The following is a 13435-nucleotide window of genomic DNA, read 5'->3' as shown; positions in this document are numbered from 1 at the left end:
AGAGTAATCCCGCTGAGTGCGTTTAACATACTGTTTCATCACATTCTCCTCAAAACCAGTGGAAAATGTGTCAACGCTATTCAGGACGGGACACTGGATTTTACTCCGCCGTCTCTTTCCCTTCCGTTGCCTCTTCAGCGATGGCCAATGGCCAGCCACCTAAGCGCTTCCAGCGGTTTACCAGTTCGCAAAACAGCGTAGCCGTTTGCTGCGTATCATAAAGGGCAGAGTGCGCCTGACTGCTGTCAAATTCCATCCCCGCTGCTTTACAGGCTTTCGCCAGTACCGTCTGACCTAACACCAGTCCGCTTAACGCGGCGGTATCAAAGGTGGCAAAAGGGTGAAACGGGTTACGTTTCAGGCTGGCACGCTCGGCCGCGGCATTAATAAAATTAAGATCAAAAGTCGCATTGTGCGCCACCATAATCGCGCGGTTGCAATCGTTGTCTTTAATGCCTTTGCGCACCATCTTAAAAATGGCGTGCAGCGCATCGTATTCACTTACTGCACCCCGCAATGGATTGCTGGGATCAATGCCCGTAAAGGCGAGCGCTTCCGGATGCAGCAGGGAGCCAACAAAAGGTTCAACGTGAAAATGCAGTGTCTGGTCGTGATGAAGCCAACCCTCGTCATCCATTTTCAGCGTAATGGCGGCGACTTCCAGCAGCGCATCGGTTTGCGCATTAAAGCCCGCCGTTTCCACATCGATAACCACGGGATAGAAACCACGAAAGCGTTGATTAAGTGCGTTGGGGGAAGACGATTCAGACATCAGGATCTCATTGCAGAAAAAGGGCAACGCGTAGTATGCCAAAAAAGCGCACCGTCTGCAGCAGGTAGAGAGAGGGGAAACGAGAATCAGCCCGCGTGGCGCGGGCTGATATTGTACGGCTTAACTTCTGAGGCCGTGTCCAGCATGTTTATTTTCGATCAGTTCGATTTTATAACCATCGGGATCTTCAACGAAGGCAATCACTGTGGTGCCGCCTTTAACCGGGCCGGCTTCACGCGTGACGTTACCGCCGTCTTTACGGATGCGCTCGCAGGTGGCGGCAACATCGTCAACGCCCAGTGCAATATGGCCATAGGCATTGCCAAGGTCATAGCTGTCAACGCCCCAGTTATAGGTCAGCTCAATGACAGCACCTTCGCTCTCTTCGGTGTAGCCAACAAACGCCAGGGTATATTTATATTCAGCGTTTTCGCTTTGACGCAGCAGGCGCATGCCCAGCACACGAGTGTAGAAATCAATGGAGCGTTGCAAATCGCCAACGCGCAGCATGGTGTGAAGTAAACGCATAGCTTCCTCTTTTTAAAACGTCATTCCCGGATGACACAACTACTAAGTATAGCGACGATAACCGCGAAAGAATAACCGCAGCCGTGAGAACGTCTCACGGCTGCCTGCATGTTACAGTGCAGGATAATCAGTATAGCCTTCTGCGCCGCCGCCGTAGAATGACTCTGGACGTTGTGGATTGAGCGGGGCATCTTTTTGTAACCGCTGCGCCAGATCCGGGTTCGCAATATAGTCACGACCAAAGGCAACGGCATCGATCAAGCCACGGCTGATAAGGTCATCGGCTTTTTCGACAGTATAAGCGCCTGCGCCAATGATCACGCCAGGGAAGGTGTCACGCACTTTCTGACGGAACGCATCGCTGTAAGGTGTACCACCTGCCCAGTCAGGTTCTGACATGTGCAGATAAGCGATGTTGCGTTTAGCCAGCTCAGCGATATACCACAGCGCATCTTCTTCTTCGTTCGGGCCGTTATCCAGATTCTGGAAGCTGCCCACAGGGGAGACGCGGATACCTACGCGGTCTGCTGACCAGTTGGCAATCGCGGCATCAACCACTTCCAGCGCAAAACGTCCGCGTTTTTCAACGCTGCCGCCGTATTCATCGGTGCGCAGATTAGATGACGGAGACAGGAACTGGTGCATCAGATAGCCATGGGCTGAGTGCAGCTCCAGCATGTCAAAGTCCGCTTCGCGGGCATTAGCGGCAGCCTGACCGAAATCGGCCACGATCTGCTGAATTTCGCTGATGCTCAGTTCGCGCGGGGTTGACGTATCTTCACGATAAACGCTGCCATCTTCAGCACGCAGTGAGGTACGGGTGCCTGCCGGAATCGCCGAAGGGGCAACCGGTGCTTTGCCTTCTGGCTGCACGCTGTTATGCGAAATACGGCCGGTGTGCCACAGCTGCACGGCACTGTGTCCGCCTGCCTGATGGATACCTTCATTGATGGCTTTCCACGCGGCGATTTGCGGCTGCGTGTGCAAGCCTGGTGCGCCCGCATAGCCTTTGGCCTGGAAAGAGATCTGTGTTGCTTCGGTAATAATTAAGCCAGCACCTGCGCGTTGACGGTAGTATTCAGCCATCAGCGGAGTAGGGATATCTCCTGGCTCAATGCTGCGTAAGCGCGTCAGTGGTGCCATAAATACACGGTTAGGAACGGTAATTGCGCCCACTTTTAACGGACGAAACAACTGCGTACTCGCCATAACAACTCCTTTCAAGTAGACCGGTCGTCTACAAACTGTGGTTTTTTATACCAGCGGATTTTTCAGCCACTGTTCGAGGGTAATAAATGCAAGCCTCATGGGCTGTGCTTTACGGGAAAGCTTGCTCTGCAAACTGGCGCCGAGCCACAACACATAGAGCAGTTCAGCCAGTTGCTCGGGTGGATGAGGCAACTGCAATCCTTCATCCTGCTGTGCCAGTTTGAGCGCACGCGCATAAGCGGCAATAACATGACTGGCACCTTGCTGCAGGGCTATGCGCATGGGCTCAGACAGGTCACACACTTCGGCTGACAGTTTTACACTCAGACAACCGACGATATGCCCCTGTTGTTCAAAGATTTCAAGCGCATGCCTGAAATGGTCCAGCAATCGTTCACTGACCTTACCCACGGGGTGAGACAGTTGCTGCTCAACCTCATGCAGGTAGCGGATAAAGTAGCGCTCCAGCAGGGCGACGCCAAAGGCTTCTTTAGACTGGAAATAGTAATAAAACGATCCCTTCGGGATGGCCGCCTGAGTCAGCAACTGGTTCAGGCCCATGGCGGTAAACCCGCGCTGCAGGCAAAGCGATTCGCCTGTAGCCAGCAAGTGTTCCCGTGTCTCATTACGTTGTGGCATCTTATTCATGGGCTTTATCCTGGTAGACCAATCGGTCTAATGCAAATCTTAATCGCGTCGCAGGCACAGAGTGCTAAATCATCACGGACGGAAAGTGAATAAATGGCGCGTGCGGTGATTATTTCTTGCACAAATGCATCAGTCTGTCTTCAATAGAAGGATTAACGTTTGAGTGGGAGCAGTCGTGGCAGAGCAGCTAGAGTTTTTTCCGGTGCCCAGTCCATGCCGGAGTATTTGTCAGACAGATACACGCGGCTACTGTGTGGGGTGCCTGCGCAGCCGTGATGAGCGTTTTAACTGGATGCGCTACACCGACAGCCAAAAGCGCGAGGTGCTACGTCTCTGCCACCAGCGCCGCCTGCGCCTGCTGCGGCAACAGCATAAAGACGAGCCTCAGGAACCGCAGCAACCTACCTTGTTCTGACCCCTGCGCGATTTCCGTTATACTCCCTAACCAGCCGCTTTTTGTGCCACAGGGAGAACACCATGTTACAACCGCAAGCCATTGCTCCGCAGGGACCCGACTTTTCACCGCTCATTATGGGCTATTGGCGTCTGATGGAGTGGGGCATGACGCCTCAGCAGCTGGTGGGATTTATTGAACACCATCTTTCACTGGGGATTTCCACGGTCGATCATGCCGATATTTATGGTGACTACCGCTGTGAGGCGGCGTTTGGCGAAGCGTTAAAATGCGCGCCGGCTTTGCGCCATCGGCTGCAAATCGTCACCAAATGCGGCATTGCAACCCGGGCTAAACCAGAACATCAGATTGGTCATTACGTGACGGACACCGCGCACATTCTTGCCAGCGCCGAACGTTCACTTCGCTATTTCAACACCGACCATATCGATCTGTTACTGATTCATCGCCCCGATCCGCTCATGGACGCCGACGAGGTCGCTGAGGCATTTCAGCAACTGCGCCAGGCCGGTAAGGTGCTACACTTCGGTGTATCCAATTTTACGCCTGCACAGTTTGCGCTGTTACAGTCGCGGCTGCCCTTTAGCCTGGTGACTAACCAACTTGAAATTTCCCCCGTTCAGCAAAACGTCCTGCTGGATGGATCGCTGGACCACTGCCAGCAGCATCGCCTGCGCCCGATGGCCTGGTCATGTCTGGGCGGCGGCCGTCTGTTTAGCGATCCCCATTTCCAGCCTTTGCGCGACGAACTGGCGCAAATCCGCGAGGAGACAGGCGCATCCAGCCTGGAACAGGTGGTGTATGCGTGGGTTATGCGCTTACCGAGCAAACCTTTACCTATTATTGGATCGGGCAAAGCACATCGCGTCACCGAAGCGGCAGGTGCCGCCGATCTCTCGCTCAGTCGCCAGCAGTGGTTCCGCATCCGTAAAGCTGCCCTGGGCTATGACGTACCCTGAGCGTAAACATTCGTCAATTTGCGGCAATCTTTGCAGGACGGGGCCAGGCTTAAGCTGAAACCCAAAGCAGAAAGGAGCCACAATGAAAGGTAAAGCCATCGCGTTATTAACGCTGTTAACCTGCGGCGTCGCCCAGGCCGCGAGTGAAGAGGTGACGATTCATGACGTGTCGCCGCAGGGGATCGGCAAATCCGTGGGGACGGTGAAGATCGAAGAAACGAAGTATGGTTTAACGTTTACGCCCATGCTGACAGGGCTCAAACCGGGCATTCACGGCTTCCATGTTCATGCCAAAGGCAGCTGTGAACCCGGCGAGTCAGAGGGGAAAACGGTAGCCGCAGGGGCTGCGGGGGGCCATCTGGACCCGGAAAATACCGGTAAACACCTCGGGCCTTACGGTGAAGGGCATTTGGGCGATCTGCCTGCTCTCTATGTCGATGAGCAGGGCAAGGCAAGCTACCCCGTGCTGGCGCCACGCATCAAAACCCTCAGTGAGGTGAAAGGCAAAGCGCTGATGATCCATGTCGGTGGCGATAATCATGCAGATCATCCGAAACCGCTTGGCGGCGGCGGTGCCCGGTTTGCCTGCGGCGTTATCTGACGGGCCAGTCTGGCGGCGCAGGTGGCCGCCAGTAAGGCTTTTCGCTTGTTGAGCATTTGTTGTAGCATCATCGCCTTATTCCCCCCTATGATACTGATTCCCGTCATAAAGCCTGACAACCTGAGGAGCAGGACAGATGAAATGGAAGGGCGCATGGTTACTGTGCTTGCTGCTGGCAGGATGCGATAAACCGAATGATACGCAGTTGGTCACCGAAACCGGACGTGAACTTCAGCGCACCATTGATACCAATCCTGCGCGCATTCGGTGTGAACACATCGCGAGAGGGCGTGAGCGGTTGAGTCGGGATGTGATGCAAAAACTTCAAGACGCGCACTGCCAGAATGTTCTGCGTAGCGCCACTGAGACCAATTTCACGGACACCACTATCTATCATCATAATGCGGTGATGATTTGTGGGGGGATCACCGGGAAAAGCTTTACCGGCACCTTTATTTCGCGGCGCTTTATTTTCTCTCCTGACGAAAAAGCACTGGTTATTGAGCCCGTATCAGAGGCGGATAAAACCCGGTTTGAAGGACAAAAAACCGTGCAGCAGCTGCAGGATGATTTTAACCGGCAGCATCAGCAGTATTGCCAGTAATCAGTCGGGAATCGCCTGCTTCAGCTGATCCAGCGAACAGCGTAATCGCCACAGCAATCCCGCAAGCGTGCCGGCTTCGCGGGTATTTTCCCGCAGAGTTTCCTCGATCATCGTCTGTAGCGCGTCCAGCGCCGCATCCAGTTGCCGGTGCTGCACACCGCGAAGGCTCATCACGTGCTGCAGATCCTGCATCGCGCGCACGCGGCAGGCATTCAGTCTCGATGACCCGGTTTGCCAGTCGCGCAGTTGCCAGACGAGATGTGAACAGTTGAGCAGGACCACGCCCCAGCGCAGTAACCAGACGCGCGCCGTTTCATCCCGACTGCTGCTGAGTTGACCGATCTTATGATAGATCAGTGACTCGAAGCGGTTTTCGCTCAGGTGAGGTCGGGGACGAAGCTGATCCAGAAACGCCATACGTAAAGACTGAATATGGCGTCGGCTACGGCGGCTGTCTGAACTGGGCCGAAGTATCTGAAACGCCAGCCAGGCCAGCAGCACGCCACACACTTTGGCGATATTACCGTCAAAAAACGTTTGGTAATCCCAGTCGGGTGGGTTGGTGACGGCCAGAAATGATCCCAGGAAAACAATAAACTGGCCCCACATGGCGGCCCGCTGTTTCTGTTGCACCCGAAACAGTTGCAGAGTCAACAGCAGCGGAAATAAGATCGCCAGCAGTTGCCACAGCTGATCAAACTGCACCATAAGACCGAATTTAAAAACAAAGCTAAACGCAAACAGCCACAGCAGCGTTTTCAGTAATAATGTGATGCTGCCCGTGGGCGAGGGAGCCGAGGCGTAAAGCACACAGGCAATTGCCGTAAAGGTCAATGCCGATGCGCCAGAGGACCATTGCGTCGTCATCCAGAATGCGCAGCCCGCAACCACCACAGTAAAGGTGCGCAGTGCACTCCAGCCCGCTTCCGCACTGTCGCTTTCACTGGCGAGCGCCGACACGGCGGGTGGCTGAAAGCGCCTCTCCCCATCGGCGTGCTCCAGCAACCGTATCCAGCGTAATACGTTGAGATACATCCAGCAGAAATAGCGCAGCCGCTGACAAAAAGCGCGCTGCCGATAGTCGCCGTCACCGGCTGGCGTAATGGTGCGGAGCAGTGCTGCCAGGCGGTACTTATTACAGTCTGGTTTCGCCAGCTCACGTGTGAGGCTCTCTAACGCCACAAACACCGTCTCAGGCGCGTCGGGCCAGTTCAGCAGCATACGACGCAGGCTGGACAGTACGCTGGTCAACCGTAACTGTTGATGCAGGATGTAATTCAGCACGTTATTTTGGCGGCGAAAGCGGTAATGACTCCAGAAGGCCTGAATGCGTAATAAATTCATGGTGAGGATCTGCCCAATCACCGCTTCATGTGCCGTGCGTATCCCGTCATTGCGGGTGTCCTGCAGCAGCAGCGTGGCGTGCTCCAACAGGCGAGTGTGCATCTGTTTTAGCGCGTTGATTAACGCATCGCCGTCAGAAGTGCTGGGCAAGAGCATCATCATAAAGCCCGCGCACAGCAGCCCGGAAATCACTTCGCACACCCGAGCCTGCGCGATGTCCCACAGGCTGGCGATATCGGTGAGATTGACGCAGCTGAAGGCAATAATCGCCGCGGTATAACCTGCCAGCGAAAAACCGTACGCCACGTTGTTCTGGTAGTGGTTTGCCACCCAGGTGCACAGCGCCAGCCAGCCGGCAATATAAAAGGCGAACAGCCAGGGCTCATTCAACGTATGGCCCGCAATCAACAGGGCAGCCGTCGCACCCAACACACTGCCCACTATGCGACCCAGACTTTTACTGATCACACCGCCGATGGTCGGAAAGCTGACAACGGCTGCAGAGGTCATGGCCCAGTAAGGCTCATCCAGATTCAGGCCATAGGCAATGCTCAGGGCAAGACACATCGCGCTGGCATTACGAAGGGCATAGCGCCATTGATTGCGATCCGCCTTCACCCAGGGCAGGTTTCCCCAGGCCAGTCCATTGAGATTCATGGCTGTATCGTAATCGTGCAGGTCGTGCCTGCGATTAAACGCGCGTGATCGGGAAGTGCGGTGAGGCGAATGCGAACAGGGACACGCTGCGCCAGGCGAACCCAGGGCACGTTAGGTTTGATATCCGGCAGTAAACCGTTATCCGCCTCCAGGCTTTGATCGTAAATAGCCCGTCCCACGCTTTCGACCTGGCCGGGCAACTGCATACCACTGCTGTACAGGACCACCTGGGCAGCGGCGCCTGGATGAATATGGCGCAACTTGGTCTCTTCAAAGTAGCCCACGACATAATAAGAATGGCTGTCGACAAGGGCAAAGAGCGGCGTGCCCGCGCTGGCGTAGTTGCCGGGTCGCAGGGTCAGATTACTTATCCAACCGTCAGTGGGGGCAGTAACGGTGGTTTGCTGCACATCCCACTGCGCCTGATCCCGCTGTGCCTGCGCGGCTTTCACGCTGGCCAGCGCCGCATCCGCATTCAGGCGAGCCACATCCAGATCTTCGCCAGAAATCGTATTGCGCGGCAGTTTACTTCGTCTGCTGAATTCATGTTGGGCTTTGGCGAGGTCGGCTTTTGCCTGGCTGAGTTGCGCATCGGCTTTGTTCAGTTCGATTTGCCACGGCACCGGGTCCAGTGTGAATAAGGTGTCTCCCTGATGGACAAACTGGTTATCCGTCACTTTTAGCGCAACGATGCGCCCTGATATCTGTGGTGTGATATCCACCAACTCGGCACGGACTTTTCCATCCCGTGTCCAGGGTGACTGCATGTAGTAATTCCAGGCCCACCAGGCGCTGAGCAACGCAATGGTGAAAACAATCAGCGTAGAGAAGTATTTTAATCCGGAAAATGTCATCTTTTTCATCCGTGATCCATCAGCCAGAGTGAGCCAGTTACGCACAGCACGAACAGGGAGAGATCAAACAGTGTGGGATGCCAGACTTCGCCGGAGGCGAGCCAGCCGCGCAGCAGTGGGTGAATCAGCAACCAGAGAAAAAAACCGGCCAGCACCGCTTTAAACAGGGGAGGGAAGTAAAGTGACGCCCCGAAAATCAGTTCCGTGAGCGGGTGAACAGTAAGAAATCCGTGGTTGATGATATCCATTATGGTGGTGCATCCTGGAACCGGATGGTGAAATATTTTCAGCCGAAACTGTTCACTTAGTTATTTGTAATTTAACCTTCAAGCTTGCAAAATACTATACAATGCCGCTTGATAGCTAGCATACTAAATTATAAGGAGATAACATGGATACCCCTCTCGGAACGGACCTGTCCAGACTGGTACGCATCTGGCGCGCACTGATAGATCAGCGCCTGAAACCGCTCGACCTGACTCAAACGCACTGGGTCACACTGCACAATATCCATCAGCTTCCCCCTGAGCAGTCACAAATTCAGTTAGCCAAAGCCATTGGCATCGAGCAACCTTCGCTGGTCAGAACCTTAGATCAACTGGAAGAAAAGGGGTTAATTACCCGCACCACCTGTGCGCACGATCGCCGTGCCAAACGCATCAAACTGACGCAGCAGGCAGAGCCGGTTATTCAGCAGGTTGAACACGTGATTGATATTACCCGGGATGACATCCTCTCCGGTATCAGCCGCGATGAAATCAATCAGATGGTGTCGCTGATTGCACGCCTTGAGAAGAATATCCTCGAGCTACAGAACAAAGAGAAATAACACCGACGCGCAGTGCGGCAGCACTGGCGTCGGTAGGTTACTGCGTTAGCGTGGAGAAACGGTAACCTGGCTGCCGTCAGTCGCCATTGCCACACGTTGTCCGACGGAGTAACGACTGGCCGCCTGTTTCTGCACCACCATGATGGTATTGCCGTCATCCTTGCGGATTTCCAGCTCGACACCATCAGATTTATTCATCGCACCTTGTACGCCCTGACCTGCAACGCCACCCAGCACCGCACCGCCGGCCGTTGCCAGACTGCGTCCTGCGCCACCGCCGATGGTGTTGCCTAAGAAGCCACCCAGCACCGCACCGCCGATTGCGCCGATGATGTTACTGTCATCGCCGCCCTGAATTTTAACCGGGCGCACGGACACCAACGTACCGTATGAAACACTCTGAACCTGTTTGGCTTCACTGGCGCTGTAGGTATCGCCCGACAACGTATCGGTATTGCTACAACCTGCAAGCATTACACCAGTCAAAGCGACCACAATTACACGCTTAATCATTTGAAAACTCCTTTATTCAAGAATGCGCCATATCTCTCGCGAAATCCTGTAAACAGTATAAGACATAAAGCTGGATAGTTGACCTTTGTCGGAACAAAACATGGCTGACGCCAGCATAGACCGTTAAAATTTAACAATGATTCAATCGATAACAGAAAAAGTTCAAAGGCGTTAACTGACAGGCAATTAATTGATTAAAAACAAATTAATCATGGATTTACCGGGGAGAGTTTGTCACGCTTATACCCGCATAATAACATTTTCACCACAACGAAAGGAAAGGCTATGAAATCAGGACGCTACATCGGCGTGATGTCGGGTACCAGCCTTGATGGTGTGGATGTGGTGCTGGCAGCTATCGACGAAAATATGGTGGCGCAGCAGGCAAGCTACTGCCATCTCATGCCGCCTGATTTGCGTCAGGCGATTCTGGCGATATGTCAGGGGCAAACCCTGACGTTGTCACAATTAGGGCAACTTGATACGCGACTGGGGCAGTTGTTTGCTGAAGCGGTACTGACCCTGATGCAGCGAGAATCCCTTGAGGTGGGCGATATCGTGGCCATTGGCTGCCACGGTCAGACGGTGTGGCATGAGCCGCAGAGCGCGGCACCGAATACGCTCCAGATCGGTGACCATAATCAGATTGTTGCCGCGACCGGTATCACGGTGGTGGGTGACTTCAGGCGGCGAGACATGGCGCTGGGTGGGCAGGGTGCCCCGCTGGTGCCGGCTTTCCATCAGGCCTTGCTGATGGATGCCACTGAACGTCGCATGGTGCTGAATATAGGCGGGATCGCCAATCTCTCTTTGCTGATCCCGGGACAGCCTGTTCGGGGGTTTGATACCGGGCCGGGCAATATGCTGCTTGATGCCTGGATCTGGCGCAATCAGGGTAAAGCCTATGATAAAGATGCCCAGTGGGCACGCAGTGGCCACGTCAGTCATGCTCTGTTAGAGGCTTTACTGCGTGAGCCCTGGTTAGCCTTGCCGCCGCCAAAAAGTACCGGGCGGGAGCTGTTTAATCTGGGTTGGCTGGAGCAACACCTGCGCCATTTCCCCGGCATCGCCGCACAGGACGTCCAGGCCACGCTCAACGAGTTTACTGCCATCAGCATTGCGCAACAGGTACAGCTCAATGACGGGTGCGATCGTTTACTGGTCTGTGGGGGCGGCAGCCGCAATCCATTACTGATGTCACGTCTGGCGGCGCATCTTGCCGGTACCGAGGTGACCACGACCGATTCGGCTGGCATTAACGGTGATGATATGGAAGCCCTGGCTTTTGCCTGGCTGGCATTTCGCACCCTGTCGGGCCTGCCTGGGAATTTGCCGGCGGTCACCGGAGCGCGTGCTAAAAGCGTTATCGGTGCAATCTATCCCGCCAATCCGTTATATACGCGCTAAAAGAAAGGGGACAGAAGCTGTCCCCTTGAAAGACGTGGACGTAGCGGCTCAGGCCACCCCGGGAAGATGCGTCAGATTACGCACGCCCGTGATGACGGTTGCCACGATGGTTTCCCGACGTGTAATGACTTCGACCTGGTAGTATTTGCTGCGATAGGCAATTGAATAGATAACCGGATGGTATTTATTGCCCTCACCATAGCGAGACATATGGGCTTCAAGCGCGCGCGAGGCGGCTACGATATGGACGGGTTCTTTATCACCGCGGATGATTTGCTTCATTCAGTCCCTCAAATGCTGTACCTGTGGGGCGCGCCTGAACACTGCGCGTTGCATCGGTCTTTAACACTGAACATCTGACTGCTTAACATCATCGTTAATTAAAAAAACAGCGTGCACGTTAAATATTGCAGAGCAATGACACAATCTGAAACGTGCTACTCATATTTAGCAGCACGTTTTATTTCCGGCAAGGGAAACGCAAAATTTATTACGTTTTCGTGCTAAGCCTTATTTAAGCTCTGGCCAGGCGACGGCAGAGACGCCGTTTAACTTAGGCCAGGAAAAAAGAAACCCCTGGAACTGTGAAATGCCGGCCGCTTCCAGCCACATCCACTCTTCAGGTTGTTCAATCCCTTCTGCAATTACGCTAATTTCCAGAGACGAACAACAGGCTAAAATAGCGTGCACAATCGCCTGCTTCGGCCCGCTCTTGTGCACGTTACTGATAATGCTGCGGTCGATTTTTATTTTATCGGGTTGAATCTGCGTCAGTAATGACAACCCGGCATAGCCCGCGCCAAAATCATCCAGCGCAACGCTAATACCGGCGGCTTTAAGCTGTTTTAGCGCGGCGGCAAATTCATCAAGGCGCGAGATGATTTCATTTTCGGTGAACTCAACCACAATTTGTTCGGGCACCAGATCCTGGGCATGAATTTCCGCCAGCAAAAAAGCGACCGCGTCGGGCACCACGACCAACGACATCGGCAGCAGGTTAACTGACAGCATGATACCGTCGACGCCCAGTGCTTTTGCCTGGGCAAAGGCGGTGCGCTTAGAGTGCAAATCGTTGCGGTAGATATCCTCGGGTGCAAGGCGCGAAAAATAATGCTGTTGTGTTTCCCCCTGACGGCCGCGCAGCAGGGCTTCAAGGGAAACAATTTTACGGGCAAAGGGATCAATGATCGCCTGAAAGGCAAAATTTACGCCCTCCTGATCGATCATTGCCGCATCACCTTCGCGTGTTTCCGCATCATCCTGAATAAAATCCCAGCTGTCCGCAGAGGGGATTTCAAAATAATTTTCTTTCTCTCGCGCTTCAACAAACGTGCGTAAGAACTTAAGCGCCCGATCTTCGTACGTCAGTTGATATTTAGTCGTGCCTTTTTCCAGCACGGCATTGAGCACCGTGGTTTTATCGTATTCCCGCAGGTCAAACAGCTCCATGCCCACGTTACCAAAACGACGAGAAGGGGCGTAATCACGCATTAATTCCACAATATTATGATGGCTGGAATCGCGGCAAATACGCTCATAAACCGCCAGGACATCCGCTTCAGGTCCTTCAAGCACCTGAAAAAAATGGGTACCGTTAAATAATAAAATGCCGGTTACACTGGATGTCTCATTTATTTTGTTAGCTTTAGTGACTAATCCTTCCAGCATCTTAAGCGGAACGTGGTCAGCGATGTGACTGCGATAGATAATTGTAGACAGCATAAAGTCTTCCAGATTCTTGTTTTTTTACCGCACACATTGCCAGAGCGTTTATCAGGCAGAGCCTGATCCTGCTGTCATATCATCGCAAAATGTGTCTGTGCCATGCTCTTCACCAGCACTGCACCAGGGGGCGCTTACCTGTGATGTTCCGTTGTCACAGAAGAGTTAACGCGATCGATCCGTGGGGTGGATAACAGACCGGGTCGGCGGTAAACAGATTTTTTATTATTCTGTTCTTTACCAGCGTGTTACGCATAGTTTCTATTATATCAGTAGTTCAGCCGTTAGGTATTGAATAGTAGTATCTTTTTTGCATTTTATCGCCCACTAATAAATCCGGCTGGCGCAGTCTGCGATCAGGTTATCTGGCGTA

The 13435-nt window shown here is 53.6% G+C and carries 16 protein-coding genes; 6 read left to right on the top strand and 10 right to left on the bottom strand.

What is annotated here, in order from left to right:
* Window positions 1–100 precede the first annotated feature (100 nt).
* From rnt to CMR03_RS22025, 4 genes are all read right to left on the bottom strand, one after another.
* Window positions 101–772, bottom strand: a complete 672-nt coding sequence (gene rnt, locus CMR03_RS22040) for a ribonuclease T (RefSeq protein WP_096012656.1) — start codon at window positions 770–772, stop codon at window positions 101–103.
* Between the two features lie 120 nt (window positions 773–892).
* On the bottom strand, window positions 893–1300 hold the full coding sequence (gloA, locus tag CMR03_RS22035; protein ID WP_063879400.1) for a lactoylglutathione lyase: 408 nt from the start codon (window positions 1298–1300) through the stop codon (window positions 893–895).
* A 111-nt stretch (window positions 1301–1411) separates the two neighbouring features.
* Window positions 1412–2509 carry an alkene reductase gene (gene nemA, locus CMR03_RS22030; RefSeq protein ID WP_096012655.1) on the bottom strand — a complete coding sequence of 366 codons (1098 nt, stop codon included), beginning with the start codon at window positions 2507–2509 and terminating at the stop codon, window positions 1412–1414.
* Window positions 2510–2554: 45 nt separating this feature from the next.
* Entirely contained in the window at window positions 2555–3157 is a 603-nt protein-coding gene (locus CMR03_RS22025) for a TetR/AcrR family transcriptional regulator (protein ID WP_096012654.1), read from the bottom strand.
* A gap of 175 nt (window positions 3158–3332) precedes the next feature.
* Here CMR03_RS22025 and CMR03_RS22020 point away from each other — a divergent pair, with 175 nt between their 5' ends.
* The 4 genes from CMR03_RS22020 to CMR03_RS22005 all read left to right on the top strand — a co-directional run bounded on the left by CMR03_RS22020 (window position 3333) and on the right by CMR03_RS22005 (window position 5736).
* Entirely contained in the window at window positions 3333–3572 is a 240-nt protein-coding gene (locus CMR03_RS22020) for a DUF1289 domain-containing protein (protein WP_096012659.1), read from the top strand.
* Window positions 3573–3634: 62 nt separating this feature from the next.
* Window positions 3635–4531 (top strand): aldo/keto reductase, encoded by an 897-nt coding sequence (locus CMR03_RS22015; RefSeq protein ID WP_096012653.1) that lies wholly within the window; start codon window positions 3635–3637, stop codon window positions 4529–4531.
* A gap of 82 nt (window positions 4532–4613) precedes the next feature.
* Window positions 4614–5132: a superoxide dismutase family protein gene (sodC, locus tag CMR03_RS22010; RefSeq protein ID WP_063879404.1), complete on the top strand. Its 519-nt coding sequence runs from the start codon at window positions 4614–4616 to the stop codon at window positions 5130–5132.
* 136 nt (window positions 5133–5268) lie between these two features.
* On the top strand, window positions 5269–5736 hold the full coding sequence (locus CMR03_RS22005) for a hypothetical protein (RefSeq protein WP_063879405.1): 468 nt from the start codon (window positions 5269–5271) through the stop codon (window positions 5734–5736).
* Here CMR03_RS22005 and CMR03_RS22000 read toward each other — a convergent pair whose 3' ends face one another.
* From CMR03_RS22000 to CMR03_RS21990, 3 genes are read right to left on the bottom strand one after another with little or no spacing between them, the layout of a single operon-like run.
* Window positions 5737–7737 carry an FUSC family protein gene (locus tag CMR03_RS22000; RefSeq protein ID WP_096012652.1) on the bottom strand — a complete coding sequence of 667 codons (2001 nt, stop codon included), beginning with the start codon at window positions 7735–7737 and terminating at the stop codon, window positions 5737–5739. It lies immediately after the preceding gene.
* The gene (locus CMR03_RS21995; RefSeq protein ID WP_208625041.1) at window positions 7734–8591 is read right to left on the bottom strand and encodes an efflux RND transporter periplasmic adaptor subunit; all 858 of its coding nucleotides are present in this window, start codon (window positions 8589–8591) and stop codon (window positions 7734–7736) included. The genes CMR03_RS22000 and CMR03_RS21995 overlap by 4 nt, the downstream gene beginning before the upstream one ends.
* 5 nt (window positions 8592–8596) lie before the next feature.
* Entirely contained in the window at window positions 8597–8839 is a 243-nt protein-coding gene (locus tag CMR03_RS21990) for a DUF1656 domain-containing protein (RefSeq protein ID WP_096012650.1), read from the bottom strand.
* 143 nt (window positions 8840–8982) lie between these two features.
* Between CMR03_RS21990 and slyA the strand changes: the two genes are divergently transcribed.
* A complete protein-coding gene (gene slyA, locus CMR03_RS21985; RefSeq protein ID WP_063879409.1) occupies window positions 8983–9420 on the top strand; it encodes a transcriptional regulator SlyA in 438 nt (145 codons plus the stop codon).
* A gap of 45 nt (window positions 9421–9465) precedes the next feature.
* Here the strand turns inward: slyA and CMR03_RS21980 are convergent, their stop codons facing one another.
* Complete coding sequence (locus CMR03_RS21980; protein WP_063879410.1) at window positions 9466–9933, bottom strand: outer membrane lipoprotein; 468 nt, start codon at window positions 9931–9933, stop codon at window positions 9466–9468.
* Window positions 9934–10218: 285 nt separating this feature from the next.
* Between CMR03_RS21980 and anmK the strand changes: the two genes are divergently transcribed.
* Window positions 10219–11340 carry an anhydro-N-acetylmuramic acid kinase gene (anmK, locus tag CMR03_RS21975; RefSeq protein WP_096012649.1) on the top strand — a complete coding sequence of 374 codons (1122 nt, stop codon included), beginning with the start codon at window positions 10219–10221 and terminating at the stop codon, window positions 11338–11340.
* Window positions 11341–11388: 48 nt separating this feature from the next.
* Here anmK and CMR03_RS21970 read toward each other — a convergent pair whose 3' ends face one another.
* Complete coding sequence (locus tag CMR03_RS21970; protein ID WP_063879412.1) at window positions 11389–11622, bottom strand: DUF4060 family protein; 234 nt, start codon at window positions 11620–11622, stop codon at window positions 11389–11391.
* Between the two features lie 228 nt (window positions 11623–11850).
* Entirely contained in the window at window positions 11851–13062 is a 1212-nt protein-coding gene (locus tag CMR03_RS21965) for a diguanylate phosphodiesterase (protein WP_096012648.1), read from the bottom strand.
* Window positions 13063–13435: the final 373 nt, after the last annotated feature.

This window comes from Pantoea allii (assembly GCF_002307475.1).
GTDB lineage: Bacteria > Pseudomonadota > Gammaproteobacteria > Enterobacterales > Enterobacteriaceae > Pantoea > Pantoea allii.
This window is presented reverse-complemented; position numbering and strand designations above follow the sequence as displayed.